This window comes from Pseudomonas viciae (assembly GCF_004786035.1).
GTDB lineage: Bacteria > Pseudomonadota > Gammaproteobacteria > Pseudomonadales > Pseudomonadaceae > Aquipseudomonas > Aquipseudomonas viciae.
Window position 1 is genome coordinate 5,339,286 of record NZ_CP035088.1, and the last position, 25,740, is coordinate 5,365,025.

The following is a 25,740-nucleotide window of genomic DNA, read 5'->3' on the forward strand; positions in this document are numbered from 1 at the left end:
ATGAATCACTCGCCCAGCGTGTTATTGGTGCTGCACGACGTGGCACCGCAAACCTGGCCCGACTACCAGCCCTTCGTCGAGGCCGTCGACGCCCTCGGTCACGTGCCGATGACCTGGCTGGTGGTGCCGGACTTTCACCGCAGCAATGCCCTGGAGAATCATCCAGGCTTTCGGCGCCTGCTCGACAGCCGGGTCGAGCGCGGCGACGAATTGGTGCTGCATGGCTATTACCATTGCGACGACGGTCCGCTGGCCCTGCATCCCAAGGACTGGTTCATGCGCCGGGTCTATACCCACGAAGGCGAGTTCTACAACTTGTCCGAGCAAGCCGCCCTCGCCCGCCTGCGGGCCGGCATCGAAACCTTCCAGCGTTACCACTGGCCGTTGGAAGGCTTCGTTGCACCGGCCTGGCTGATGAGCGAAGGCACGCGCCAGGCCTTGCGCCAGTTGCCCCTGAGTTACACCAGCGATAGCCAACACCTTTATCGCCTGCCGGACTTCAGCCCTATCAACGCCCCGGGGCTGGTCTGGAGCGCTCGCAGTGCCTGGCGCCGTGGCCTGTCGAAAATCCTCAGCGACCAGCGTGAACAGCGCTGGCGCCAAGCCCCGGTGATTCGCCTGGGCCTGCACCCGGTGGACATGCGCTACGGATTCTCCCGGGACTATTGGCTGCGAACCCTCGAACGCCTGCTCAATGACGGCCGCGTACCACTGACCAAAGCCGGCTGGCTGGCGACCCAGGGGCTACAGGTCAGCAGCGCCGCATGAAACGGCTGATCTGGCTGGCCGTCGCCCTGCTCACGGCGTTGTTGGTTCCGCTGCTGGTGGGCGGCGGGGAGATGTGGTCACGGGTGCAACGCTTTCCCGTGTCGCTGCTGTTGCTCATGCTCGGCATGATTGTGCTGTGCTGGGGCCTGAACTCAGTGCGCCTGCGCCTGCTGCTGGGCGAACATCGCGGGCGCATCGGCGGGCTGAAAAGCATGGGCGTGGTGATGTCCACCGAGTTCGCCATGTGCGCGACGCCCGGCGGCAGTGGCGGGCCGCTGACGCTGATGGCCCTGCTGGCGCGCAACGGCGTACGCCCGGCCCATGGCAGTGCGGTGTTTGCCATGGATCAGTTGAGCGACCTGCTGTTCTTCCTATGCGCCCTGGTCGGCATCCTGTTTTACGCGCTGTTCCAGAACCTCAGCCAGCGCCTGGAATGGATGCTGATGTTGAGCGCGGTTTCATTGTTTGGCGGACTGTTGGCCTGTGTACTGGTGGCCCGCTACCACCGCCGGCTGATTCGGCTCAGCGCTCGGCTGCTGTGCCATTTGCGCGTAAAGAGCAGCACCCGCCGCCGCTGGGCGCGCAAGATCCTGCACTTTTTGGCGGCGTTTACCGACACCTTGAAGTTGCCGCGACAGACCCTGTTCCAGGTCTTCGGCCTGACGTGCCTGCATTGGGCACTGCGCTATAGCGTGTTGTACCTGGCGTTGAAAGGACTGGGGGCGGATGTGCAGTGGGCCTGGAGTTTCCTGATCCAGATGCTGTCCTTGAGCGCAGGGCAGTTCAGCCTGCTACCGGGCGGTGCCGGGGCGGCAGAGTTGACCTCGGCGGCGCTGCTGGCGCCCATGGTGGGCAAATCCACCGCGGCGGCGGCGATTCTGATCTGGCGAGCAGTGACCTATTACTTCTACCTGGTGGCCGGCGGGCCGGTGTTCTTTTTGATGGTCGGGCGACCGTTGATCAAGAAGCTGATCAAGCTCAGACAGGCGTGACCGATCACGGCTTCTGTTCGGGCTCGTCCTGGGGATGCAGTTGCTCCCACAATTGCGCGGCGTCGGGAAACTCAGTGCCGTCTTCCGGGCCCAACGCGTCAGGGTCGTAACGGCTGAGGCAGCCCTCACCCAGGGTCGCCGGCGCTCGGGAAGTGGCTTTGTCCAATGGATCGGTCATCGCGAGCCTCATGTAAAAGGGCCTGGCGATCGCTCGTCCAGGCCCTTTGAGTGCAAGTCAGAACACCACGGTCTTGTTGCCGTGCACCAACACCCGATCTTCCAGGTGATATCGCAAGCCCCGCGCCAACACCATCTTCTCCACGTCGCGACCGAAACGAACCATGTCTTCGATGCTGTCGCTGTGGCTGACGCGCACCACGTCCTGCTCGATGATCGGGCCGGCGTCGAGCTCTTCGGTCACGTAGTGGCAGGTGGCGCCAATCAGCTTCACGCCGCGCATCGAGGCCTGGTGGTACGGCTTGGCCCCGACGAACGACGGCAGGAAGCTGTGGTGGATGTTGATGACCTTATGGGCGTATTCGCTGCACAAGGCCGGCGGCAGGATTTGCATGTAGCGCGCCAGCACCACCACCTCCGCCTCGTGCTGCTTGACCAGCCGCGAGACTTCGGCGAACGCCGGCTGCTTGTCCTGCGGGTTGACCGGTACGTGGTAGTACGGGATGCCGTGCCACTCCACCATGCTGCGCAAGTCGTCGTGGTTGGAAATCACACAGGCGATGTCGCAATCGAGCTCATCGCTGTGCCAGCGGTGCAACAGGTCCGCCAGGCAATGAGACTCACGACTGGCCATCAGCACCACGCGTTTTTTCTGCGCGGTGTCGGTGATGCGCCAGTCCATCGAGAACTCTTCGGCAATCGGTGCGAACGCCTCACGAAAAGCTTCGATGCCAAAGGGCAGCGAGTCGGCACGAATCTCGTGACGCATGAAAAACCAGCCGCTGTGATTGTCCGAGTGATGGCTTGCTTCAGTGATCCAGCCGTTATGGGACGCCAGAAAGTTACTGACTTTAGCAACGATGCCGACGCGGTCCGGGCAAGCAATCACCAGCCGAAAAGTGCGCATTAGGGGAACTCCAGAACTTCGCAAAGGCGGCCATTCTAGCCATTGCGCAGCAAAACTGCAGTATCGATGACGCACCGCGCCCCTCGCGACAACCCCAGGCCGCGAACGGCGTGGCCTGGGGCGGCAAGCTATAATTGCAAACAGATGTGAGACGGCATTGCAGTATTTAACTGCAATGCCCATTTTTGTGGCAGTGCACTAATTAATTAAATAAAACACGGCTTAAATGTTTACTTGATGAAACTGTCTGATTACTATTGTCGCACTGTGTCCTTGTCACCCCGCGTCCTACATAAGGTAGTCCCCATGTCCTTGATCAATGAATACCGCGCCACTGAAGAAGCCATCAAAGAACTGCAAGCCCGTCTGAAAAACCTGTCCCAAGACGACAAACTGCAAACCGAGCTTGAATTCGAAGGCAAACTGCGCACGCTGATGGGCGAGTACTCCAAGTCCCTGCGCGACATCATTGCCCTGCTGGATCCAGAAGCCAAGTCGAGCAAAGCCCCTCGTGGCGCGGTAAAAACTACCGGCACCAAGCGCGCTCGCAAAGTTAAGCAATACAAAAACCCGCACAACGGCGAAGTCATCGAAACCAAAGGTGGCAACCACAAGACCCTGAAAGAGTGGAAAGCCAAGTGGGGCGGTGACGTGGTTGAAGGCTGGGCAACCCTGCTGGGTTAAGCCTCACCGGTTCGCATCGCTCTTTGCGAACACAATAACGCCAGCGTTTGCTGGCGTTTTTTTATGCCGGTCTTTTATTTCCTGGCACGGCCTCAAAGGCTTAAGCGTTTACGCAATTGCTGGCTGTAGCCCTGCCATTCAATGAGTACCTCTCGCTGCAATGGCGTAGAGAGGGACATCCACTCTCTCATTGCCTCATCAAAACTGTTCAAGGTATTAGGCGCTCCCCACTCCGCAGAAGACAGACGTTGTTGACAGAAAAGTCTCCAGCGCCCCTGCTCTTCGGGATTCAACGTGTCTGGAAAGTTGCGCGCACGATATCGAAACAATAATTCCGGCAAACGCTCGTCATCGAAAGGCCAGTGTTCTTGCGCCAACTGAGCTGGATCCGAAATGCGAACTTGCTCACATAAACGACGATCGCGATCGCCGATGAAGCCTGTGTATAACTGTTGCTCGGGATCCTCACTGGCAGTGAAATCCTCACGACCATAAATAGCCTGAAGTTTGTCCTGCCAAACTTTCTGTGCGTCAGTTAGTCGCAACGCCCGCTGCTGATAAGCGTCCATGTCCAGTTGCAGCCGCTGCTGGTCCTCGGCGCGCAGCACCGACAACGGCGCAATCACCGGGCACTTGTTGATATGAATGAGTTTGAGGGGCACTGGCAATTCCCCTTCAAGCAGCTCTTCACGGCGGGTATATAAACGCTGGCGCAGAATGTCCGCATCGTGCTCCAGCAAGCCCTGGGGGTCCAGGTGCAAGTCGCAGACAATCAGGGCGTTGCGGTTTTTCGGGTGCCAGGCCAGTGGCAGGACCACACCGATATAGTTGCGCGCAGCCGAGAAACGCCCGGAAATATGCACCATGGGCTGCAGCAGGCGGATCTGGTCCATCACCTTCTGTTTGCTGCGCAACTGGAACAGCCAGTCGTAGAGTCGTGGCTGTTTTTGGCGAATCAGCCGGGCCAGGGCGATCGTTGCACGCACATCTGACAACGCATCGTGCGCCTGGCCATGGTCGATGCCGTTGGCGGCGGTCAGGCGCTCGAGCTTGAGCGTGACGCGACCCTCCTCTTGCGGCCAGACAATGCCGTCGGGGCGCAACGCATAGGCGGCGCGCACCAGGTCGATCAAGTCCCAACGGCTGTTACCGCCCTGCCATTCCCGCGCATAGGGGTCAAAAAAATTCCGATACAGGCTGTAGCGCGTCATTTCATCGTCGAAGCGCAAGGTGTTGTAGCCGGCGCCACAGGTGCCGGGGGCGGCCAGTTGCGCGTGGACCCGGGTCATGAAATCGGCTTCGCTCAAGCCTTTTTCGGCCAGGCATGCCGGGGTGATACCGGTGATCGCACAGGCTGCCGGATGGGGCAGAATGTCATCGCTGGGCTGGCAGTAGAGATTCACCGGCGCGTCGATTTCATTGAGTTCGAAATCGGTACGGATACCTGCCACCTGCAAGGGCCGATCGCAACGCGGGTTGATACCGGTGGTTTCGTAGTCGTACCAGAAGATGGAAGTCACGGGCAGTTCCTGAGCTGAAGACTGGCGAAGTCTAGGCGCTCGCACCTGCCTGCGGCCAGCGCTCCTGTAACTTTTGAAATCAATCCGGGACCTGGGGCAAGCGCAAGATCCATAAACACCCGAGGACCCAGTCTGGGAGCGAGCTTGCTCACGATGACGCCTGCATATTCAACATCGATGCAAACTGACCCACCGCTATCGCGAGCAAGCTCCCACAGGGGGACCTGCGGTGAATGCAGGGTCTGTGGACTCCCGAGAACAAGGCTGCTGGAGGCTACAGACTGTGCTCGCCCGCTCAATCCCGTTGAATCCATAAAATGACATACACAGTTATATCGTTTGCCCGCGCGAAGGCTGCTAGCATCGATGCCGACATTGAACCTTCGAACCGGCCCATCACTCAGGTTGCCCATGCTCGAGACACCAGCACTGCAAAGGAACGCGACGCTGCCCGTGCCACTGGACACGCGGTATCAGGTTGAGACGCCCGAAGGCATCGACCTGCCACTGCGCCCGGCGGGGTTGATGCCTCGTTCACTGGCCTTTGCCATCGACCTGGGCATACGCGGGCTGGTGCTGGGCCTGCTCTTTCTCATCCTGGCGTTTTTCGGTGAACTGGGCATGGGCCTGGGTTCCATCCTGCTCTTTATCATCAGTTGGTGGTACATGGTGCTGTTCGAGGTGCTGAACCAGGGGCGCTCTCCCGGCAAGCAGATCATGGGGTTGCGCGTGGTGCAGGACGACGGTCGCCCCATCGGCTGGTCCGCCTCATTGATCCGCAACCTGTTGCGCTTCGTCGACATGCTGCCCTTCGCCTATGCCTTCGGGGCAATCAGTTGCCTGCAACATCCGGCCTTCAAACGCCTGGGCGACCTCGCGGCCGGCACGCTGGTGGTGTATCGCGAGCAACCGGTCAAGCGCCCCGCATTGCCATTGATACAACCGATACGAGCACCGTTTGCCCTGAGCCTGAACGAGCAACGCGCGGTACTGAGTTTCGCCGAGCGCCAAGCCCAGCTTTCCCCTGAACGAGTCAACGAACTGGCTGCCATCCTGGCCGCGCCATTGAAGCTGCAGGCGCCCAACGCCGTGGCCGAACTCAATGGCATTGCCCGCGGTCTGTTGGGGCCGACATGAAGCAAAGCCTGTTCGAAAGCCGCCACCAAGGGGAATGGGAAGATTTGTCGCGCCTGCTCGATCAACTGGAGCGCAGCCGCAACGTTTCCCAGAGCAGCGATTTTCCTCCTGCCTATCGACGGCTTTGCCACCATCTGGCGCTGGCCCAGGCCCGGGGCTACAGCAGTTTGCTGATCGACACCCTGCAACAACTGGCGCTGCGCGGTCACCAGCAACTCTACCGGGACCGCAGCCGCCCCTCGGCCAGTCTCTCGGCTTTTATCCTCGCCGGTTTTCCTCGACTGGTCCGCGAACAATGGCGCTTCGTACTGGCCGCCAGCCTGATGTTCCTGGGCAGCCTGGTGGGCATCGGGCTGTTGGTCTACCTGTTCCCCGAGTTGGTCTACAGCTTGCTGAGCGCCGAAGAAGTCAGCCAGATACGCAGCATGTACGACCCGGCCGCCGGGCACCTGGGGCGCTCGATCGAACGAGCCGCCAGCGAGGATTGGGTCATGTTCGGTTACTACATCATGCACAACATCGGCATTGCCTTTCAGACGTTTGCCAGCGGCTTGATGTTTGGCCTGGGCAGCGCGTTCTTCCTGTTCTTCAATGGCCTGACCATTGGCGCGGTGGCCGGGCACCTGACCCAGATCGGTTCGGGAGGAACGTTCTGGTCGTTCGTCATCGGCCACGGCGCCTTCGAACTCACCGCCATCGCCCTGGCCGGCGCCGCGGGCCTGCAACTGGGCTGGGCCTTGATCGCGCCGGGGCGCCTGACCCGGGGCGAGGCCTTGCGGCTGGCGGCGGGCAAAAGCGTGCTGATGGTCGGCGGGGTGATACTGTTTTTGCTCATCGCCGCGTTCATCGAGGCCTACTGGTCTTCCAGCGCCGTGACGCCCGCCACCAAATACACAGTCGGCGCGTTGTTGTGGCTGCTGGTGATCAGTTATCTGCTGTTTGCCGGACGGGTCCGCCATGCGCCTGAGTGACGCCACGGTCGTTATCCGCCCGCGCACCACCTGGGAAGCCATGGACCTCGGCGTGCTGATGAGCCAGCAACATCGACGGCTGCTGATGACCAGTTGGGCCATCGTCACGCTGCCGGTGTATCTGCTGCTGGCGCTGTTGCTGTGGGATTCGCCGTCCCTGGTCGTGGTGGTGTTCTGGTGGTTGAAACCGGCCTTTGATCGTCTGCCGTTGTACATTCTCTCCAAGGCGCTGTTTGGCGAAACGCCCACTTTGAAACAGGCCTTGCGACAGTGGCCCGCGCTGCTCAAGCCCCAGTTGTTGGCGAGCCTGACCTGGCGCAGGTTTAGCTTGAGCCGCAGCTTCCTGATGCCCGTGGTGCAACTGGAGGGCCTCGCCGGTGAGGCACGGGAGCAGCGCCTGCGGGTCCTACTGCAACGCAGCGGCGGCGCGGCGCAATGGCTGACCATCATCGGCATGCACCTGGAAACCGTCCTCTGGTTCGGCCTGATGGCCCTGTTCTATCTGTTCGTGCCACAACAAGTCGAACTGGAATGGGACTGGCAGATGCTGGTCGCAGCGGCCGAGCACGATTGGTTGTGGTTCGAACACCTGGTCAACCTCCTCTATCCCCTGCTGTTGATCGTCTGGGAGCCGATCTATGTCGCCTGCGGCTTCAGCCTCTACCTGAACCGACGCACGATCCTCGAGGGTTGGGACATCGAACTGGCGTTCCGACGCCTGCGCCAGCGCCTGAGCGGCATAGCCCCGATGCTGATGTTGCTGGCACTGATGCTGCTACCACTGGCCCCCCCGGCATGGGCCGACGAGGACAGCATCGGCCCCGACAGCCCCCGGTTGCTCAATCAGCCCCTCACCAGCGAAGCCTCCCGGGACAGCATCAAGACGATCCTCGATGCCCCACCGTTCAAGAACCCGGAAGCAGTCACCCATTATCGTTTCGGCGAAGAAACCACCGACGCTCCCGAGAAGGGCGAAGCCCCAGGCTGGTTCAAGTCGTTGTTCAAATGGATGAGTGGCCAACGCTTCGACATCGCCGCCACACTGATCCAGATCGTGCTCTGGGCCTGCCTGGTGGGCGCGATTGTCTGGCTGGCCTGGCGCTATCGTGAACGGCTCAAGGCCCTGGTGAATCGCCGACCGACGCAACGCCTGCCGGTGGAACGGCCTGTACCTGCGCAGATGTTCGGCCTGGATATCCGTGAAGAAAGCCTGCCGGTCGACGTGGCGGCCAGCGTCGAGCAGTTGTGGTCCAGCAACCCCCGCGAGGCCCTGGGCCTACTGTACCGGGCCCTGCTCAGTCGCTTGCATCACGACTTCAAGGTCCCCTTGAAACCCGCCGACACTGAAGGCCAGGTACTGCAACGCGTCGAACAGCTTCAACAGGAAAACCTGCTGGGGTTCAGTAAAAGCCTGACCCTGCATTGGCAGAACATTGCCTATGGGCATCGTGCGCCGCCGCCCCATTTGCAACAGGAACTGTGTGACCGCTGGCGCGGGTTGTTCGGTCCGGGAGTGTCTCGATGAGCCGGAGCCCGGGGTTGCTGGCCGGGGTAGTACTGGCCGCGCTGATGTGCGCATTGGGCGCTTACCTCTACGTCAAGGCCGTGCCCTATCAGGAGACCGTCGATCACGGCCCCTCTCCCGAAGCCCGGGCCAACCCCTACCTGGCCGCCGAACACTTCCTGCGCAAGCAGGGTATCAACGTCGAGCACGTCAATAACCTTGGCGTGCTACCCAACCTGGAGCCGCACCAGCGCAGCCTGCTGTTGCTGGGTGAACGAACCAACATGACGCCACGGGAAGTCGATCAGTTGATGAACTGGACCCGGGCCGGTGGGCGCCTGTTGTTTGTCGCCGAGGCCCTGTGGGATGACAGCACCGGCAGCAGCGGCGACTTGCTGCTGGACCGCGTGCGCCTGCGTCAACTCTTGAGTGAGGACCTCAAGGAACCGCCAGCGGAACTCATCAAGGATCGTTACCCCAAGCTGACCAAGTTGTACCTGGAGGACGAAGAGGCGCCGGCGTATATCGGCTTCGATACGGATTTCCACCTCGAAGACCCGCACAACCTCGCCCAGGCCTGGGCCAACAGCGAACTGGCGACTCACATGATGCAGCTGACCCTCGGCCTGGGCTCGATCACCGTGATCACCGACGCCGAGCTGTGGAAGAACGAGCACATCGACCAATACGACAACGCCTGGCTGCTCTGGTACTTGAGCGCCGACACGGACGTCACGCTGCTGTTCAACACCGACCACGACAACCTGCTGACCTTGCTGCTGCGCTATTTCCCCCAGGCATTGGTGGCGCTGCTGGCGCTGATTGCCCTGTGGCTCTGGCGCTCGGCGGTACGCCATGGCCCGCTGCAACAACCGGCCCCCAAGGCGCGGCGTCAGTTGGAAGAACACTTGCAGGCCAGCGCCGGTTTCCATCTGCGCCATAACGGCCAGCAGCAGCTGTTGCAGACGTTGCAACAGGACGTGCTGCGCCGGGCCCGCCATCTTCATCCCGGCTTCGAACAACTGGTCGTCGCCGAACAATGGCAGGTGCTCGCCCGCCTGACCCGCCAGCCCACGCGAGCCATCAGCCAGGCCTTGAGCCCCCGACCGAAACAGCGCATGTCCCGCGCTGAGTTCTGCCGCCAGGTCGCCCATTTGCAAACCCTTAGGAATGCCTTATGACTGAACAGAACGAACCTGCCGACGGCCAGACCCACGCCGTCCAACAGCGCCAGCGCGCCAGTCAGTTGGCCCAGGCGATCCGCACCGAGCTGCACAAGGCGGTAGTCGGCCAGAGCGCGGTGATCGACGATGTGCTCACGGCGCTGATCGCCGGCGGTCACGTTCTGCTCGAAGGGGTTCCCGGGTTGGGCAAGACCTTGCTGGTGCGTGCCCTGGCCCGTTGTTTCGGTGGCGAGTTCGCCCGCATCCAGTTCACCCCCGACCTGATGCCCAGCGACGTTACCGGGCACGCGGTGTACGACTTGCAGACCGAGCAGTTCAAGCTGCGCAAAGGGCCGGTGTTTACCAACCTGCTGCTGGCCGACGAGATCAACCGCGCACCGGCCAAGACCCAGGCCGCGCTGCTCGAAGCCATGCAGGAACGCCAGGTCACCCTCGAAGGCCGCGCCCTGCCCATCGCCCAGCCGTTCATGGTGCTCGCTACCCAGAACCCCATCGAACAGGAAGGCACCTACCCGCTACCGGAAGCCGAGCTCGACCGTTTCATGCTCAAGGTGCGCATGGACTACCCCGACGCCGACCAGGAATTGAACATGGTGCGCCAGGTCAGCCGCTCGACCCGCGCCGACATGCTTGACGTGCAGCCATTGCGTACGGTGTTGCAGGCCAAGGACGTGCAAGCGCTGCAACGCATCGCCAGTGATCTGCCGATGGACGAGCAGGTACTCGACTACGCCGTGCGCCTGGCCCGCACCACCCGCAGTTGGCCGGGTCTGACCCTCGGCGCCGGGCCTCGCGCCTCGATTGCCCTGGTGCGTTGCGCCCGGGCCCGGGCGTTGTTGCGCGGCGGCGAGTTCGTGGTGCCGGATGACATCAAGGGCTGCGCCCTGGCCGTGCTGCGCCATCGGGTACGACTGGCGCCGGAGCTGGACATCGAAGGGCTGACGGTGGATCAGGTGCTGGGGCAGTTGCTCGATCAAGTGCCGGCGCCGCGGTTGTGATGAGGCCATGAAACCCTCCCGCCTGCTGTTGACCTGGCTCGCCATCCTCCTGGCCCTCGGCATCGCGCTGGGCACGCTGCGGGCGTTGGGCATTGCGCTGCCATCGACGCTGCTGTCGATCAACTGGTGGTTGATGCTGGCGCTGCTGGCCCTGGCGCTGCTCGACGCCGTGCGCCTCAGGCGCTTGCCCTCGCCCCGGGTGCGACGGCAGATGCCCGGCAGCCTGGCACTGGGTCGATGGGGCGAAGTTCGCCTGGAAATCGGCCACGACTTTGCGCAGCCGCTGAACGTCCAGGTCTTCGATCACGTACCCGACGGCCTGGATTTCGAAAACCTGCCCCTGTCCGTCGCGCTTCAACCCGGCCAGCACAATCAGGTCGGCTACCGCCTGCGTCCGCTCAAACGCGGTCACTTCACCTTCGCCCAGTGCGAAATCAACCTGCCGAGCCCGTTGGGCCTGTGGACCGACAAGCGCCTGCTGGACGCGATCGATGAGACTCGGGTCTACCCGGATTTCGCCAGACTCTACGAAGGCCAGCTATTGGCGGTGGACAACTGGCTGAGCCAGCTCGGTATCCGTCAGCGGCAACGGCGCGGCCAGGGCCAGGAGTTCCATCAACTGCGCGAATTTCGCGAAGGCGACAGCCTGCGTCAGATCGACTGGAAGGCCACCGCCCGCCATCGGACACCGATTGCCCGGGAATATGAGGACGAGCGCGACCAGCAGATCATCTTCATGCTCGATTGCGGCCGGCGCATGCGCAGCCAGGACGGCGAGCTGTCGCACTTCGACCACGCCCTCAACGCCTGCCTGCTGCTCAGCTACACCGCCCTGCGCCAGGGCGACGCCGTGGGCCTGGGCACCTTCGCCAGCGAACAGCCGCGCTACCTCGCACCGGTCAAAGGCACCGGCCAGCTCAACGTCTTGCTCAACACCGTGTACGACCTCGACAGCAGCCAACGCCCCGCCGACTACCAGGCGGCCGTGACTCAACTGCTGGCCCGGCAAAAACGCCGGGCGCTGGTGGTGCTGGTGACCAACCTGCGGGACGAGGACGACGAAGAACTGCTGGCCGCCGTCAAACGGCTGGGCCAACACCACCGGGTACTGGTGGCCAGCCTGCGGGAAGAGGCGCTCGACCGCTTGCGCCAAGTGCCGGTGCAAACACTGCCTGAGGCCTTGGCTTACTGCGGCACGGTGGACTATGTGAATGCGCGGGCCGAACTGCATCAGCAACTGGGCGCCCATGGCATCCCGACCCTGGATGCGCGCCCCAGTGAATTGGGGGCGCAATTGGTGACGCAATATCTGGCCTGGAAAAAGGCGGGGACCGCCTAGGTCCTACAGCGAACAAGCAGAGGTCCGGCTGACTACAGCGCCTTGCGCAACGGACTACAGATCCGCCAGAATCCGCCGGCTTGTGCACCTTGGTCTTGCCCCGTAACTTGATTCGCGTCGCTGATATCCAGCGATCGGGTTTAGTCGCCCGGCGGTTTGACACGATGTGCACAAGCGTCATCCAGTGGGGTTCCCCTATCCCTTACTTGATGGTGGCTGTACGCAGGGCGCCCCCGGGCGCGCCGGACTTCGTGTCTCCGCCGGTCGACTAACCTGCGTCCAGCCGCCACCCTACATTCGTTTAGTCGCGAACCGGGTGGAGGCCCCATTAAGGAGACCTATCATGTTCAAGGCTACACCCAACCCACCACACACCGACCCACTATCCCCCCACGAAACCCTCGACCCCGAAAAACTCGAACAGGCCGCCCAAAGGGCCCTGGACTACTACCTCAAGCCGGACAACGGCCAAGCCGACAAGAAAACCGACAAGCAACTGGACTACTTCATCGTCGCCCCCGACGCCGACCCCGAAGGCATGCTCGCCCACAGCTACGAAACCTTCTGCTCGGTGAGCACGCTGATCCTGGATTTATCCGAAGACCTCGAAGGCGCCCCGCGCAACCTGGCCCTGGCGATTCACCAGATGGGCGAGATGGGGGTGTTGTTGCTGGAGAGGCTGCTGGATAACGAGGCGAAGATTCAGCGCTGAAGGCCGAATGACCTGTAGAACTACAGGGTGCATAAAGGACCCGTGGGAGCGAGCTTGCTCGCGATAGCGGTGGATCAGCTTGCATCAATGCTGAATGTGTCGCCGCCTTCGCGAGCAAGCTCGCTCCCACAGTTGGATTGAGTACACCCGCGGTTTAAGCCGATTCCGGCAACGGATAAAAACTGAAATATTGCTGCAACGCACTGATCAGTTGCAGGTACTCCGGCGGCGTCCAGTGCAGTCTGAAGCCGGCATCGAAATGCATCGGCGTCACGTCTTCATGGCACCACAGGCAGTTGGCTTTCAACTTGATGTTTTGTTGCGGTCCCTCGTCGGAAGGGATTTTCAAGTGCAGTTCAAAGTCGGCGCCAACCATCAAGGGCAGATGACTGATCAGCATCAGGCCATTTTCAGAGACATTGCCCAGAAAACCGATGGGCCTGTCATTGACGCCGTTGAACACGCGCAGGAAGCACGGCAACTGGTGCCGTTCGATTCGCCTTTTTTTGTACATGTCTTGTATCGCTTTTAAACGACCCCGGACAGGGGAAACGAATACTTCGGAACGAACCTTATACCAGTCCGCTCTCCCCGATCCCGGTGCCAGACACTTGACAGCGTCCAGGCCATACCTCTGCCGGTCACAGGTGCTTCTTAACATTAGAGACTCAGCTCTAATACGACTTGTACAAATATAGCTCAAGGTTTGGCGACAGCCAGCCCAGGTACGCACCTTTCATCTACCCCAACGCAATCACCTGCCGATGGCAAAGGGTTGGACGAACGGTCTCAGGACGCGGAGGGGCGGATCGCCGAGGCGCTGCGGGTCGGGTAATGACCCAGGCTCTGCAAGGTTTCGAGCCGCGCGCGGGCACGGTAAGCGTATTCGCTGTTAGGGTATTGGGTGAGGATGAACTGGTAGGTCTGCGCCGCATCGATGAACAGCTTCTGCCGTTCCAGGCACTGGCCGCGCAGCATCGAGACTTCCGGCTGCATATAGCGGCGGGCACGGCTGGCGCGGTCGACCTGGGACAATTCGAGCATCACTTGCTCGCAATTACCGCGGTCATAGGCCTTGTAGGCCAGGTTCATGTGATGGTTCATCGACCAACGGGTGCAGCCCGTGACGCTCAGGGCCAGGGCAACGAAAAGCACGAATCGCATGGGGAGGTTCTCCTGTCTTGAGCTCTGTATCGACCTGGGCAAGAAAATCTTCAGCCCGAAAACGCTTGCCTCGCCACAAGAGCGATGTTCGGCTTTAGCGGTTAAAGACGCAAAAATTTTCAGGAATGTTCATTTCGAAAAACAAACGAAAAAGTAGTGCATATGAACAATGACTACACCCAAAGAGCATAGTAGCCTTCGCTGGCGCTTGAACTTGAGGAGTCTTGCATGTCCGTCCGTCGCACCAAAATCGTCGCTACCCTTGGCCCGGCCAGTAATTCGCCGGAAGTTCTTGAACAGCTGATTCTGGCTGGCCTGGACGTTGCCCGTCTGAATTTCTCCCACGGCACCCCCGAAGAGCACAAGGCCCGTGCCAAGCTGGTGCGCGACCTCGCCGCCAAGCATGGCCGTTTCGTTGCCCTGCTGGGTGACCTGCAAGGCCCGAAGATCCGTATCGCCAAATTCGCCAACAAGCGCATCGAGCTGAAGATTGGTGACACCTTCACCTTCTCCACCAGCCATCCGCTGACCGAAGGCAACCAGCAAGTGGTCGGCATCGACTACCCGGACCTGGTCAAGGATTGCGGCGTGGGCGACGAGCTGCTGCTCGACGACGGCCGCGTGGTAATGCGCGTCGATACCGCCACCGCCACTGAACTGAACTGCACCGTGACCATCGGTGGCCCGCTGTCGGACCACAAAGGCATCAACCGTCGCGGCGGTGGCCTGACGGCGCCGGCCCTGACCGAGAAAGACAAGGCCGACATCAAGCTGGCCGCGGAAATGGAAGTCGACTACCTGGCCGTGTCCTTCCCGCGTGACGCTGCTGATATGGAATACGCCCGTCAACTGCGCGACGAAGCCGGCGGTACTGCCTGGCTGGTGGCGAAAATCGAACGCGCCGAAGCGGTGGCCGACGATGAAACCCTCGACGGCCTGATCAAGGCGTCCGACGCCGTGATGGTGGCCCGTGGCGACCTGGGTGTGGAAATCGGCGACGCCGAGCTGGTGGGCATCCAGAAGAAAATCATTCTGCATGCACGCCGCCACAACAAAGCGGTGATCGTCGCGACCCAAATGATGGAGTCGATGATCCAGAACCCGATGCCGACCCGCGCCGAAGTGTCCGACGTAGCCAACGCCGTGCTCGACTACACCGACGCCGTGATGCTCTCGGCCGAAAGCGCCGCCGGCCTCTACCCGCTCGAAGCGGTGCAAGCCATGGCGCGCATCTGCACCGGCGCTGAAAAGCATCCGACCAGCAAGACCTCCAGCCACCGTATCGGCAAGACCTTCGAGCGCTGCGACGAGAGCATCGCCCTGGCGACGATGTACACCGCCAACCACTTCCCGGGCGTGAAGGCGATCATCGCCCTGACCGAAAGTGGCTACACGCCGCTGATCATGTCGCGCATCCGTTCCTCGGTGCCGATCTACGCGTTCTCCCCGCACCGCGAAACCCAGGCCCGCGCCGCCATGTTCCGTGGCGTCTACACCGTGCCATTCGACCCGGCCGCCCTGCAACCGGGCGAAGTCAGCCAGGCGGCGGTGGATGAACTGGTCAAGCGCGGCGTGGTGAAAACCGGCGACTGGGTCATCCTGACCAAAGGCGACAGCTACCACACCATCGGCGGCACCAACGGGATGAAAATCCTGCACGTTGGCGACCCGATGGTCTGAGTGACCTGCTGCTCGAAAAACAAAAGCCCTGCCATGTGAATGGTGGGGCTTTTTGGTTTCTACCTGATGCACAGGTATCACCTCGTCGGCAGCTATCGCGAGCAAGCTCGCGATAGGGCCAGCCCAGGCACTACAAAGTTAATGCCTGTTGATAAACCCCGACAACGCCTCTAACGCCTCGGGCGAGCGCAGGCGTTGGGTGAACAGTTTGCCCTCCTCTTCGATCACCCTGCGCAGTTGTTCCCGATCCGGTGCTTTCATCAGTTGCTTGCTGACGCGCACCGCGTCAGGCGGCAGCGATTCGAAGCGCAGCGCCGCCTCCCGAGCCTTGGCCAATGCCGCTTCACCACTGCCCAACGCCTCGGTGGCGATGCCCCAGGCGACCGCCTGTTCGCCGCTGAAGCCCTCGCCCAGCAGCAACAATTGCGCCGCCCTGGCCTGGCCGAGCAGGCGCGGCAGGATCAGGCTGGAACCGAATTCCGGGCACAGCCCCAGGTTAACGAACGGCATGCGCAGCCGCGCATCCCGGCTGACGTAGACCAGGTCGCAATGCAACAGCAAGGTCGTGCCGATCCCCACCGCCGACCCGGCCACCGCGGCGATCACCGGTTTGCGGCAATCGAGCAAGCTGAGCATGAACTGGAACACCGGGTTATCGAGGTCGGCGGGTGGCTGTTCGAGGAAGTCGATGATGTCGTTGCCAGCGGTGAAGCAGTCACTGGAACCTGTGAGCAGCACCGCACGGATCTGCGGATCGGCATCCGCCATCGCCAGGGCCTGCGCCAATTGACTGTACATCGCCCGGGTCAGAGCGTTTTTCTTGTGCGGGCGGTTCAAGCGCAAGGTCAGCAGACCGCGTTCGCGTTCCAGCAGCAGGGTTTCGGTCATGGTCGGTCTCGCGTCTGAAGATCAGCGCTCAACCACGGGGCAGGAAGACGTCGGCCAGCAGTTGATTGCGCGGCAGGCCGGCCAGGTACAAGCGCTTGGCAAAGGCTTCGACCCGGTCGGGATGGCCGCAGAGTAAGGCTTGGGTTTGCCGGGAAACAAGCCGCAGTTGCGCCAACGCAGGCGGCGCCTCGGCCGCGGTCAGCAGCTCGACGCAGAGGTTTTCATGCTTGGCCGCCAGCGCCGCCAGGGGTTTGGCCAGGTAATGCCCGGCAGCATCATGGGCCACGTGAATAAGGCGAATCGAGCCTTGGTGATGCTGGCGCAGGGCTTCGCGCAGGATGCCGAACAGTGGCGCCAGGCCGGTGCCGGCGGCCAGCAGCCACAGGGGTTTGGCGTGCCAGTCGGGGTCATAATGCAGGGCGCCGCCGCGCAACTCACCGAGGCGAATCGGGTCGCCGCCTTTCATTTTTCGCGCCGCATCGATGAATCGGCCGGGCTCACGGCAATCGAGGTGGAACTCCAGGAAGCGGTCTTCCTCGGGCAGGCTCGCCAGGGAATAGGGCCGGGCCACGTCACCGGCCCATAGCACCAGATGCTGGCCAGCCTGGTAACGTAGCGCCCGCTCTGGGGTGACGCGCAAGCGCAGCACATCAGGGCCCAGCCAATCCACCGCCGCCACTTGGGCTGCCTGGCCGTCGCGTTGCGGGTCGAACGTATGAATCTGCACATCCTCGACCACCTGGCACTGGCAGGCCAGCCGCCAGCCTTGATCGCGCTGCGCAGGGCTCAGTGCGTCGGGCCGACTGTCGCGCACATCGCCGTCCACGCATTGCACCAGGCACGCGTGGCAACTGCCGGCGCGACAACTGTAGGGCACCGGCACGCCGGACTGATTCAACGCGTCCAGCAAGTTACTGCCTGCCGCCACCGTCCACTGCTTGCCGGCGACTGTCAGTTCAGGCATCGACATTCTCCCAGGCCGCGGCGCATCGATTGCGGCCGTCTCGCTTGGCTCGGTACAAAGCCTGGTCGGCACGCTGCAAGGCGTTGTCCAGGTCATCGCCCACTTCCAGCAGGGTCAGACCCGCCGACAGGCTGAGGGGGCCGACCTGCAGGCCAATCAGTTCGACTTCAGTAAATGCCAGCCGCAGCCGCTCGCAACAGGCGGTCAGGCGCGAGGGATCACAGGCGGGCAACAACATGACGAACTCTTCACCACCGTAACGGGCCAGCACATCGCCTTCGCGCAGACAGGCCGTGGCAACGCCAGCGAAGGCCTGGAGCACCTGATCGCCAGCGGCGTGGCCGTGCAGGTCGTTGATGCGCTTGAAATGGTCGAGGTCGATCAAGGCCAGGCCATGGGCGACGCCAGGCCTGAGGGTGTTGAGCTCGCGGGACGCCAGGCGCAGAAAGTGCCGGCGGTTGAACAGGCCCGTCAGTTCGTCGGTGGCCACCAGGTCTTCGAGCTGGCGCATCATGCCGCGCAGGGTGTCCTGGTGCGCTTGCAGGGCAAACCGTCGCTGGCGCATGCGTTGGCGTGAGGTCTGGACATAGCGGGCGTAAAACACCAGCCACACCAGCACGAGAAACAGCACGCACACCTGCAAGCCGGCCAATGTGGGGTCGGGAAGCTGGAAGAAATAGCCGTCCCAGAGGGTAATGCCAGTGAAACCGACAAACACCAGCATCGCGCAGCGCACGAAAGCCCGGCGCGACAGATGGAACAGGCCGAACAGCAGGATCAGCACATAAAACACCAGGAACACGCCCCGCGCCTGATCCAGGTGCGCCATCATCCAGGTCTGCCAGCCCAGGCCGATCAACACCTGTATTTCAGTGAGGCTGGGATCGGCGAAGCGCAGGTTGCGGTCGGTGATAAACAGCGCGAACAGCCCTGCCTGGCACAGCACCACCAACACACTGCCGATGATGACATCGCGCAACGAATCGAGGTAATGACCACTGAAAAATGCCAGCCACAGCAACACCAATGCCAGCGCGTAAGTGGCAGCTGCCAAGGCGAAGCGTTTCAGCAAAAGACGTTGGATGGCGTTATGGGTCAATCGTTGACTCACCATGGGAAAGGAACTGACAGGAGGCGTCCTACGCTACAGGCCAGACGCCACTTTAGTGGCGTGCAGGGCAAATGACCATTCAATTCTGGAGCAGAAAAATGGCGTCAAAGCAATGGCCAAAATTGACGCAGTTGTCTGATGTCCCTGGCGAGCGTTTACCTGTGGTGAGGGAGCTTGCTCCCTCACCACAGGTTTCCACATCCGACCTCATCAATCCGTCGCTATCGCGAGCAAGCTCGCTCCCACAGGGTGCCCGCCTGCGATATACTGCCGCGCCTTTTTAGTGTCGCGCCAGCATGCCCGGCGTGCCTTAAGAGGTGCCGCCCGTCGACCGATGCACCCAAACGGCCGGCACCTTATTGAATGTTCCCGTCTTTAGAGAGGAGCGCGACTCATGACCGTGATCAAGCAAGACGACCTGATTCAGAGCGTTGCCGACGCCCTGCAGTTCATTTCCTACTACCACCCCGTGGATTTCATCCAGGCGATGCACGAGGCCTACCTGCGCGAAGAATCGCCGGCGGCCCGTGACTCCATGGCGCAGATCCTGATCAACTCGCGCATGTGCGCCACCGGCCACCGGCCGATCTGCCAGGACACCGGCATCGTGACCGTGTTCGTGCGCGTGGGCATGGACGTACGTTGGGATGGCGCAACCATGAGCCTGGACGACATGATCAACGAGGGCGTACGCCGCGCCTACAACCTGCCGGAAAACGTCCTGCGTGCGTCGATCCTCGCCGACCCGGCAGGCGCGCGCAAGAACACCAAGGACAACACCCCGGCGGTCATCCACTACTCCATCGTCCCGGGCAACACCGTGGAAGTGGACGTGGCAGCCAAGGGCGGTGGTTCCGAGAACAAGTCGAAAATGGCCATGCTCAACCCGTCCGACTCCATCGTTGACTGGGTGCTGAAAACCGTTCCGACCATGGGTGCCGGCTGGTGCCCACCGGGCATGCTGGGCATCGGCATCGGCGGCACCGCCGAGAAAGCCGCGGTGATGGCCAAGGAAGTGTTGATGGAGTCCATCGACATCCACGAGCTCAAGGCACGCGGCCCGCAGAACCGTATCGAAGAGATGCGCCTGGAGCTGTTCGAGAAGGTCAACCAACTGGGCATCGGCGCCCAGGGCCTGGGTGGCCTGACCACCGTGCTCGACGTGAAGATCATGGACTACCCGACCCACGCCGCCTCCCTGCCGGTGTGCATGATCCCCAACTGCGCCGCCACCCGCCACGCCCACTTCGTGCTCGACGGCACCGGCCCGGCGTCGCTGGAAGCGCCACCCTTGGACGCCTACCCGGAAATCGTCTGGGAAGCCGGCCCATCGGCTCGTCGCGTGAACCTCGACACCCTGACCCCGGAAGACGTGCAAAGCTGGAAACCGGGCGAAACCGTGCTGCTCAACGGCAAGATGCTCACCGGTCGCGACGCGGCGCACAAGCGCATGGTCGAGATGCTGAACAAGGGTGAAACCTTGCCGGTGGACCTCAAGGGTCGCTTCATCTATTACGTTGGCCCGGTTGATCCGGTGGGTGACGAAGTCGTCGGCCCGGCCGGCCCGACCACGGCCACGCGGATGGACAAGTTCACCCGCCAGATCCTCGAGCAGACCGGCCTGTTGGGCATGATCGGCAAATCCGAGCGCGGCCCGACCGCCATCGAAGCGATCAAGGACAACAAGGCTGTCTACCTGATGGCCGTCGGCGGTGCCGCTTACCTGGTGGCCCAGGCGATCAAGAAATCCAAGGTATTGGCCTTCGCCGAACTGGGGATGGAAGCGATCTACGAGTTCGAGGTCAAGGACATGCCGGTGACCGTAGCGGTCGATAGCAAAGGCGAGTCGGTGCACATCACAGGTCCAGCCATCTGGCAGAAGAAGATCAGTGACAGCCTGGCGGTGGAAGTGCAGTAACACGCACTTTGCTGCTGTGAAAAAGGCCGGTGGGCGACAAGCTCACCGGCCTTTTTTTGTGCTCACAACATTTGATGTCCACCACAGATCCCTGTGGGAGCGGGCTTGCTCGCGATAGCGGTGGGTCAGCTTGCATCCATGTTGGATGGGCAGCCGTCTTCGCGAGCGCCATGCTATCGTGCCCGCCCGACTGTCTACCTGTTTATGCCAGTATGCTGCCGACTACCCGTACCTTGCGCCTGTCGTTGTACACCTTGCTGATCCTTGCCGGCGCAGCGGTTGCCGCCACCCTGGCCGTGCGTCACGCCGAACGCGAGGCCCTGGAGGAAGACGCCAGCCGGGCGAACCAGCAGTTGGCGCTGTACGCCAATTCATTGCACACCCTGATCGAACGCTACCGCGCCCTGCCCGCCGTGCTGGCGTTGGACCCGGAGTTGCGCGCGGCCCTCAAGGGGCCCGTCAACGCGGTGCAGCAGGACGCCTTGAACCGCAAACTGGAACAGATCAACGGCGCCGCGCAATCTTCCACACTGGAACTGCTCGACCACACCGGCCTGGCCGTGGCGGCCAGCAACTGGCGTCTGCCCAGCAGTTATGTCGGGCACAACTATGGCTTTCGCCCCTATTTCCTCCAGACCCGCACCCAGGGCACAGGAAGGTTTTATGCGGTGGGCGTGACCAGCGGCATCCCGGGCTATTTCCTCTCCAGCGCGGTGACCGGCGATAACGGCGAGTTCCTCGGCGCAATGGTGGTGAAGCTGGAGTTTCCGGAGCTTGAGCGTGAGTGGCGCCAGGGCAGCGACACCCTGCTGGTCAGCGATGCCCGAGGCATCGTCTTCATCGCCAATCGCCCAGGCTGGCGTTATCGCCACTTGCAGCCCCTGACCGACAGCGACCGCGCCGAACTCAAGACCACTCGCCAATACGACAAGCAACCGTTGCAACCCCTGGCCTATGAACCGCTGCGACGCTTTGACGACAACAGTCACCTGGCCCGGGTCGAAGCCCCCGATGGCCCGGCCGATTACCTGTGGGAATCCCTGCCGCTGAGTGCCGAAGGCTGGACGCTGCACTTGCTGCGCCGCCCGCAAATCGCCTTCGAAGACCGTCGCAATGCCGGGCTCGCCGCCGCCGGATTGTGGCTGACCCTGGTGTTCCTGCTGCTGTTTCTCAACCAGCGTTGGCGCCTGGCGAAACTGCGTCAGCGCAGCCGCGAAGAACTTGAACGATTAGTAGAAGAGCGCACCCGGGACTTGCGCACCGCCCAGGACGGCTTGGTGCAATCGGCCAAGCTTGCGGCGCTGGGGCAGATGTCGGCGGCCCTGGCCCATGAGATCAACCAGCCGCTGACCGCCCAGCGCATGCAACTGGCAACCTTGCGCTTGCTGCTTGATCACGGCCGGGTCGACGATGCCTACAAAGCCCTCAAACCACTGGACGACATGCTGACGCGCATGGCCGCCCTCACCGGTCACCTGAAAACCTTCGCCCGTAAAAGCCCCAGCGGCCTGCGCGAACGCCTGGACCTGGCGGCGGTGGTGGACCAGGCGCTACAACTGCTGGACACCCGCCTGCGCGACGAACAGGTCAGCACTGTGCTGCACCTGACGCGCCCGGCGTGGGTACGTGGCGATGCGATCCGTCTCGAACAGGTGTTGATCAACCTGCTGCGCAATGCTCTCGACGCCATGGCCGGCCAGCCCCTCAAGCGCCTGGAAGTGCGCCTGGAAGCCGATGATCAATTGTGGCGCCTGACGGTCAGTGACAGCGGCAGCGGCATCGCCGAGGAACACCTGGCCCAGGTCTTCGATCCGTTCTTCACCACCAAGGCGGTGGGCGATGGCCTGGGCTTGGGCCTGGCGGTTTCGTTTGCGATCATTCATGAATCCGGTGGACGGCTGTCGGCGGACAACCATGAGCACGGCGCGGTGTTCTGCGTGACCTTGCCCATCGATCAGGAGGCGCAGTTGCATGCTTGACTCAGTGATAGTGGTCGACGACGAAGGCAGCATCCGCAGCGCCGTCGAGCAATGGTTGAGCCTGTCGGGGTTCCAGGTGCAGTTGTTCAGCCGCGCCGAGGAATGCCTGGCGCACTTGCCGGAACATTTTCCTGGGGTGATCCTGAGTGACGTGCGCATGCCCGGCCTCAGCGGCCTGGACCTGCTGGCCGAAGTGCAACGGCGCGACCCCGACCTGCCAGTGATTCTGTTGACCGGTCACGGCGATGTACCGATGGCCGTGGAAGCCATGCGCGACGGCGCCTACGATTTCCTGGAAAAACCCTTCAGCCCCGAAGCCCTGCTCGGCAGCCTGCGCCGGGCCCTGGACAAGCGCACCCTGGTATTGGAGAACCGTCGCTTGCATGAACAAGCCGACGCCAAGGCCAAGCTCGACACAACGCTGTTAGGGGTTTCCCGGGCCCTGCAAAACCTGCGGCGCCAGGTGCTGGACCTGGCGACACTGCCGGTCAACGTGTTGATCCGCGGCGAAACCGGCAGCGGCAAGGAATTGGTCGCTCGCTGCCTGCACGACTTCGGCCCGAGGGCGAGCAAACCCTTCGTCGCGTTGAACTGCGCGGCGATTCCCGAGCAGTTGTTCGAGGCGGAACTGTTCGGCCACGAAAGCGGCGCCTTCACTGGCGCCCAGGGCAAGCGCATCGGCAAACTCGAATACGCCGACGGCGGCACGCTGTTCCTCGATGAAATCGAGAGCATGCCCCTGGCGCAACAGGTCAAGCTGCTACGGGTGTTGCAGGAGCAGAAACTCGAACGCCTGGGCTCGAACCAGAGTATCCCGGTGGACCTGCGCATCATCGCCGCCACCAAGCCCGATCTGCTGGACGAAGCTCGGGCCGGACGGTTTCGTGAAGACCTGGCCTATCGCCTGAACGTCGCCGAGTTGCGCCTGCCGCCGCTGCGTGAACGCCGCGAGGACATTCCGCTGCTGTTCGAACACTTCACCCACAGCGCCGCCGAACGCCTGGGCCGCCGCGCCGCGCCCCTGAGCGGCCCGCAATTGAGCCACCTGCTCAGCCACGACTGGCCGGGCAACGTGCGAGAACTGGCCAACGTGGCCGAGCGCCAGGTATTGGGGCTCGATCAACCCCACACCCTGGAAACAGAACCTGGGCAGTCCCTCGCCGCCCAGCAGGAAGCCTTCGAAGCCCAATGCCTGCGCGCCGCCCTGACACGGCACAAAGGTGATGTGAAAGCGGTGCTCGAAGAACTGCAACTGCCGCGCCGCACCTTCAATGAAAAAATGCAGCGGCATGGGTTGAGTCGGGAGATGTTCTTGTAGTGCCGCTGAATTTTCTGTGCCGGTCCCGGCCCCATCGCGAGCAAGCTCGGCGCCCACATTTTGACCTGCGTACACATACCCTGTGGGAGCTGAGCTTGCTCGCGATGAGGCCAGCCCAGACAGCACATCTGCCCCACGGATAAGCGGATTCCCGCTCACACCCAATCCAGAACAAGCGGATTTCCGCTCACTCAACGCCGCAAACCCCTCTAGCCCGGCCTTCCAGCAGCTGGCACAGCTCCTGCTATAGCCCTGTCAGGCTGCGTTCCCACGCGCTCCACAAAAACAATTAAACGAAGGATCCTTCAATGGATAACTCCAACGCCCTGCCCCTTGGGTCGGCTGCCGTGCCCGCCCGTGAAAGAACCACCGCCAGCCGGATCAAATCGATCTTCAGTGGCTCGGTCGGCAACATGGTCGAGTGGTATGACTGGTACGTCTACGCCGCTTTCTCGTTGTACTTTGCCAAAGTCTTTTTCCCCAAAGGCGACACCACCGCCCAACTGCTCAACACCGCCGCGATCTTCGCCGTGGGCTTTTTGATGCGCCCGATCGGTGGCTGGCTCATGGGCCTGTACGCTGACCGCGCCGGCCGCAAGGCCGCGTTGATGGCTTCGGTGTACCTGATGTGCTTCGGCTCGCTGATCATCGCCCTGAGCCCCAGCTATGAAACCATCGGCGTCGGCGCGCCGATCCTGCTGGTGTTTGCCCGCCTGCTCCAAGGCCTGTCGGTGGGTGGCGAGTACGGCACGTCGGCGACCTACCTGAGCGAGATGGCGACCAAGGAACGTCGCGGCTTCTTCTCCAGCTTCCAGTACGTGACCCTGATCTCCGGCCAGCTCATCGCCCTCGGCGTGCTGATCGTGCTGCAACAGTTCCTCACCACCGAACAGCTGTATGCCTGGGGCTGGCGCATTCCGTTCGCCATCGGCGCATTGTGCGCGGTCGTGGCGCTGTACCTGCGACGCGGCATGGAAGAAACCGAGTCGTTCACCAAGAAAGAGAAGTCCAAGGAAAGCGCCATGCGCACCTTGATGCGCCACCCCAAGGAACTGATGACCGTGGTCGGCCTGACCATGGGTGGCACCCTGGCGTTCTACACCTACACCACCTACATGCAGAAATACCTGGTGAACACCGTCGGCATGAGCATCTCCGACTCCACCACCATTTCCGCCGCCACGCTGTTCCTGTTCATGTGCCTGCAACCGGTGATCGGCGGGCTGTCGGACAAGGTCGGTCGCCGGCCGATCCTGATTGCCTTCGGCATCCTGGGTACGCTGTGCACCGTGCCGATCCTCACCACCCTGCACACCATCCAGACCTGGTGGGGCGCGTTCTTCCTGATCATGGCCGCGCTGATCATCGTCAGCGGCTACACCTCGATCAACGCCGTGGTGAAGGCCGAGTTGTTCCCCACCGAAATCCGCGCCCTGGGCGTCGGCCTGCCGTACGCACTGACCGTATCGATCTTCGGCGGCACCGCTGAATACATCGCGCTGTGGTTCAAGAGCATCGGCATGGAGACTGGCTACTACTGGTACGTGACGGCGTGCATCGCGGTCTCGCTGCTGGTGTACATCACCATGAAAGACACCCGCAAGCACTCGCGGATCCTCACCGACTGACATACGAGTCGTACAAACAAAAGGGGCGAACCTGAACAGGTTCGCCCCTTTTTTCGTTCCATGTCTGAAGATTTATCTGACATTAATCTCTGGTTAATGCCTGCTCTTCATTCTCACTCTCAACCAAACGCAATTCGATACGTCCTGTGATGAGGTTTCCAAACCGCTCTGAGGCGACCACAAACACATCGAATTGA

General features: G+C 62.1%; 23 protein-coding genes. 15 read left to right on the top strand and 8 right to left on the bottom strand.

Annotated elements, in window-relative coordinates:
* Together EPZ47_RS23635 and EPZ47_RS23640 are read left to right on the top strand one after the other, a co-directional pair.
* Positions 1–768: an N-acetylglucosaminyl phosphatidylglycerol deacetylase gene (locus tag EPZ47_RS23635; RefSeq protein ID WP_135846933.1), complete on the top strand. Its 768-nt coding sequence runs from the start codon at positions 1–3 to the stop codon at positions 766–768.
* Positions 765–1,760, top strand: coding sequence for a glucosaminyl phosphatidylglycerol flippase (locus tag EPZ47_RS23640; RefSeq protein ID WP_135846934.1), 996 nt, complete (start codon positions 765–767; stop codon positions 1,758–1,760). Before EPZ47_RS23635 ends, EPZ47_RS23640 begins: the two co-directional genes overlap by 4 nt.
* 4 nt (positions 1,761–1,764) lie before the next feature.
* Here EPZ47_RS23640 and EPZ47_RS30270 read toward each other — a convergent pair whose 3' ends face one another.
* Both EPZ47_RS30270 and purU read right to left on the bottom strand, forming a co-directional pair.
* Positions 1,765–1,938 (bottom strand): hypothetical protein, encoded by a 174-nt coding sequence (locus EPZ47_RS30270; protein ID WP_178084277.1) that lies wholly within the window; start codon positions 1,936–1,938, stop codon positions 1,765–1,767.
* Positions 1,939–1,995: 57 nt separating this feature from the next.
* Entirely contained in the window at positions 1,996–2,844 is an 849-nt protein-coding gene (purU, locus tag EPZ47_RS23645) for a formyltetrahydrofolate deformylase (RefSeq protein WP_135846935.1), read from the bottom strand.
* A gap of 306 nt (positions 2,845–3,150) precedes the next feature.
* Here purU and mvaT point away from each other — a divergent pair, with 306 nt between their 5' ends.
* Positions 3,151–3,528 carry a histone-like nucleoid-structuring protein MvaT gene (gene mvaT, locus EPZ47_RS23650; protein WP_003205091.1) on the top strand — a complete coding sequence of 126 codons (378 nt, stop codon included), beginning with the start codon at positions 3,151–3,153 and terminating at the stop codon, positions 3,526–3,528.
* Between the two features lie 92 nt (positions 3,529–3,620).
* Here the strand turns inward: mvaT and sbcB are convergent, their stop codons facing one another.
* The gene (gene sbcB / locus EPZ47_RS23655) at positions 3,621–5,048 is read right to left on the bottom strand and encodes an exodeoxyribonuclease I (protein WP_135846936.1); all 1,428 of its coding nucleotides are present in this window, start codon (positions 5,046–5,048) and stop codon (positions 3,621–3,623) included.
* Between the two features lie 411 nt (positions 5,049–5,459).
* Between sbcB and EPZ47_RS23660 the strand changes: the two genes are divergently transcribed.
* The 7 genes from EPZ47_RS23660 to EPZ47_RS23690 all read left to right on the top strand — a co-directional run bounded on the left by EPZ47_RS23660 (position 5,460) and on the right by EPZ47_RS23690 (position 12,893).
* Positions 5,460–6,185 carry an RDD family protein gene (locus EPZ47_RS23660; RefSeq protein ID WP_135846937.1) on the top strand — a complete coding sequence of 242 codons (726 nt, stop codon included), beginning with the start codon at positions 5,460–5,462 and terminating at the stop codon, positions 6,183–6,185.
* The gene (locus tag EPZ47_RS23665; RefSeq protein WP_135846938.1) at positions 6,182–7,156 is read left to right on the top strand and encodes a stage II sporulation protein M; all 975 of its coding nucleotides are present in this window, start codon (positions 6,182–6,184) and stop codon (positions 7,154–7,156) included. The genes EPZ47_RS23660 and EPZ47_RS23665 overlap by 4 nt, the downstream gene beginning before the upstream one ends.
* On the top strand, positions 7,143–8,681 hold the full coding sequence (locus EPZ47_RS23670) for a DUF4129 domain-containing protein (protein ID WP_135846939.1): 1,539 nt from the start codon (positions 7,143–7,145) through the stop codon (positions 8,679–8,681). The genes EPZ47_RS23665 and EPZ47_RS23670 overlap by 14 nt, the downstream gene beginning before the upstream one ends.
* Positions 8,678–9,841 (top strand): DUF4350 domain-containing protein, encoded by a 1,164-nt coding sequence (locus EPZ47_RS23675; RefSeq protein WP_135846940.1) that lies wholly within the window; start codon positions 8,678–8,680, stop codon positions 9,839–9,841. Before EPZ47_RS23670 ends, EPZ47_RS23675 begins: the two co-directional genes overlap by 4 nt.
* Positions 9,838–10,842 carry an AAA family ATPase gene (locus EPZ47_RS23680; RefSeq protein ID WP_135846941.1) on the top strand — a complete coding sequence of 335 codons (1,005 nt, stop codon included), beginning with the start codon at positions 9,838–9,840 and terminating at the stop codon, positions 10,840–10,842. Before EPZ47_RS23675 ends, EPZ47_RS23680 begins: the two co-directional genes overlap by 4 nt.
* Positions 10,843–10,849: 7 nt before the next feature.
* Entirely contained in the window at positions 10,850–12,181 is a 1,332-nt protein-coding gene (locus EPZ47_RS23685) for a DUF58 domain-containing protein (RefSeq protein ID WP_135846942.1), read from the top strand.
* A gap of 343 nt (positions 12,182–12,524) precedes the next feature.
* Positions 12,525–12,893 carry a DUF6124 family protein gene (locus EPZ47_RS23690; RefSeq protein ID WP_135846943.1) on the top strand — a complete coding sequence of 123 codons (369 nt, stop codon included), beginning with the start codon at positions 12,525–12,527 and terminating at the stop codon, positions 12,891–12,893.
* A 154-nt stretch (positions 12,894–13,047) separates the two neighbouring features.
* Here EPZ47_RS23690 and EPZ47_RS23695 read toward each other — a convergent pair whose 3' ends face one another.
* Positions 13,048–13,407: a PilZ domain-containing protein gene (locus EPZ47_RS23695; protein WP_135846944.1), complete on the bottom strand. Its 360-nt coding sequence runs from the start codon at positions 13,405–13,407 to the stop codon at positions 13,048–13,050.
* 275 nt (positions 13,408–13,682) lie between these two features.
* Positions 13,683–14,057: a tetratricopeptide repeat protein gene (locus tag EPZ47_RS23700; RefSeq protein WP_135846945.1), complete on the bottom strand. Its 375-nt coding sequence runs from the start codon at positions 14,055–14,057 to the stop codon at positions 13,683–13,685.
* A 228-nt stretch (positions 14,058–14,285) separates the two neighbouring features.
* Between EPZ47_RS23700 and pyk the strand changes: the two genes are divergently transcribed.
* A complete protein-coding gene (gene pyk, locus EPZ47_RS23705) occupies positions 14,286–15,737 on the top strand; it encodes a pyruvate kinase (RefSeq protein ID WP_135846946.1) in 1,452 nt (483 codons plus the stop codon).
* A 138-nt stretch (positions 15,738–15,875) separates the two neighbouring features.
* Here pyk and EPZ47_RS23710 read toward each other — a convergent pair whose 3' ends face one another.
* Genes EPZ47_RS23710 through EPZ47_RS23720 form a run of 3 tightly spaced genes read right to left on the bottom strand, consistent with a single transcriptional unit; the run spans position 15,876 to position 18,688 of the window.
* Positions 15,876–16,625: an enoyl-CoA hydratase-related protein gene (locus tag EPZ47_RS23710; protein ID WP_135846947.1), complete on the bottom strand. Its 750-nt coding sequence runs from the start codon at positions 16,623–16,625 to the stop codon at positions 15,876–15,878.
* Positions 16,626–16,653: 28 nt separating this feature from the next.
* On the bottom strand, positions 16,654–17,589 hold the full coding sequence (locus tag EPZ47_RS23715; protein WP_135846948.1) for an iron-sulfur-binding ferredoxin reductase: 936 nt from the start codon (positions 17,587–17,589) through the stop codon (positions 16,654–16,656).
* The gene (locus EPZ47_RS23720) at positions 17,582–18,688 is read right to left on the bottom strand and encodes a GGDEF domain-containing protein (protein WP_135846949.1); all 1,107 of its coding nucleotides are present in this window, start codon (positions 18,686–18,688) and stop codon (positions 17,582–17,584) included. The genes EPZ47_RS23715 and EPZ47_RS23720 overlap by 8 nt, the downstream gene beginning before the upstream one ends.
* 406 nt (positions 18,689–19,094) lie before the next feature.
* Between EPZ47_RS23720 and EPZ47_RS23725 the strand changes: the two genes are divergently transcribed.
* From EPZ47_RS23725 to EPZ47_RS23740, 4 genes are all read left to right on the top strand, one after another.
* Positions 19,095–20,618, top strand: coding sequence for a fumarate hydratase (locus EPZ47_RS23725; protein ID WP_014339954.1), 1,524 nt, complete (start codon positions 19,095–19,097; stop codon positions 20,616–20,618).
* Between the two features lie 212 nt (positions 20,619–20,830).
* Positions 20,831–22,597, top strand: a complete 1,767-nt coding sequence (locus EPZ47_RS23730) for a sensor histidine kinase (RefSeq protein ID WP_135846950.1) — start codon at positions 20,831–20,833, stop codon at positions 22,595–22,597.
* The gene (locus EPZ47_RS23735; RefSeq protein WP_135846951.1) at positions 22,590–23,915 is read left to right on the top strand and encodes a sigma-54-dependent transcriptional regulator; all 1,326 of its coding nucleotides are present in this window, start codon (positions 22,590–22,592) and stop codon (positions 23,913–23,915) included. Before EPZ47_RS23730 ends, EPZ47_RS23735 begins: the two co-directional genes overlap by 8 nt.
* A gap of 308 nt (positions 23,916–24,223) precedes the next feature.
* Entirely contained in the window at positions 24,224–25,543 is a 1,320-nt protein-coding gene (locus EPZ47_RS23740; protein WP_135846952.1) for an MFS transporter, read from the top strand.
* Positions 25,544–25,740: the final 197 nt, after the last annotated feature.

Bases quoted from the DNA above. Each gene is read 5' to 3' on its own strand.
- mvaT (WP_003205091.1), top strand. From the start codon at position 3,151: ATGTCCTTGATCAATGAATACCGCGCCACTGAAGAAGCCATCAAAGAA.
- EPZ47_RS23660 (WP_135846937.1), top strand. From the start codon at position 5,460: ATGCTCGAGACACCAGCACTGCAAAGGAACGCGACGCTGCCCGTGCCA.
- EPZ47_RS23635 (WP_135846933.1), top strand. From the start codon at position 1: ATGAATCACTCGCCCAGCGTGTTATTGGTGCTGCACGACGTGGCACCG.
- EPZ47_RS23715 (WP_135846948.1), bottom strand. From the start codon at position 17,589: ATGCCTGAACTGACAGTCGCCGGCAAGCAGTGGACGGTGGCGGCAGGC.
- EPZ47_RS23640 (WP_135846934.1), top strand. From the start codon at position 765: ATGAAACGGCTGATCTGGCTGGCCGTCGCCCTGCTCACGGCGTTGTTG.
- pyk (WP_135846946.1), top strand. From the start codon at position 14,286: ATGTCCGTCCGTCGCACCAAAATCGTCGCTACCCTTGGCCCGGCCAGT.
- EPZ47_RS23695 (WP_135846944.1), bottom strand. From the start codon at position 13,407: ATGTACAAAAAAAGGCGAATCGAACGGCACCAGTTGCCGTGCTTCCTG.
- EPZ47_RS23680 (WP_135846941.1), top strand. From the start codon at position 9,838: ATGACTGAACAGAACGAACCTGCCGACGGCCAGACCCACGCCGTCCAA.
- EPZ47_RS30270 (WP_178084277.1), bottom strand. From the start codon at position 1,938: ATGACCGATCCATTGGACAAAGCCACTTCCCGAGCGCCGGCGACCCTG.
- EPZ47_RS23710 (WP_135846947.1), bottom strand. From the start codon at position 16,625: ATGACCGAAACCCTGCTGCTGGAACGCGAACGCGGTCTGCTGACCTTG.
- EPZ47_RS23675 (WP_135846940.1), top strand. From the start codon at position 8,678: ATGAGCCGGAGCCCGGGGTTGCTGGCCGGGGTAGTACTGGCCGCGCTG.
- EPZ47_RS23740 (WP_135846952.1), top strand. From the start codon at position 24,224: ATGGATAACTCCAACGCCCTGCCCCTTGGGTCGGCTGCCGTGCCCGCC.
- EPZ47_RS23730 (WP_135846950.1), top strand. From the start codon at position 20,831: ATGCTGCCGACTACCCGTACCTTGCGCCTGTCGTTGTACACCTTGCTG.
- EPZ47_RS23665 (WP_135846938.1), top strand. From the start codon at position 6,182: ATGAAGCAAAGCCTGTTCGAAAGCCGCCACCAAGGGGAATGGGAAGAT.
- EPZ47_RS23685 (WP_135846942.1), top strand. From the start codon at position 10,850: ATGAAACCCTCCCGCCTGCTGTTGACCTGGCTCGCCATCCTCCTGGCC.
- purU (WP_135846935.1), bottom strand. From the start codon at position 2,844: ATGCGCACTTTTCGGCTGGTGATTGCTTGCCCGGACCGCGTCGGCATC.
- EPZ47_RS23670 (WP_135846939.1), top strand. From the start codon at position 7,143: ATGCGCCTGAGTGACGCCACGGTCGTTATCCGCCCGCGCACCACCTGG.
- EPZ47_RS23735 (WP_135846951.1), top strand. From the start codon at position 22,590: ATGCTTGACTCAGTGATAGTGGTCGACGACGAAGGCAGCATCCGCAGC.
- EPZ47_RS23700 (WP_135846945.1), bottom strand. From the start codon at position 14,057: ATGCGATTCGTGCTTTTCGTTGCCCTGGCCCTGAGCGTCACGGGCTGC.
- EPZ47_RS23725 (WP_014339954.1), top strand. From the start codon at position 19,095: ATGACCGTGATCAAGCAAGACGACCTGATTCAGAGCGTTGCCGACGCC.
- EPZ47_RS23690 (WP_135846943.1), top strand. From the start codon at position 12,525: ATGTTCAAGGCTACACCCAACCCACCACACACCGACCCACTATCCCCC.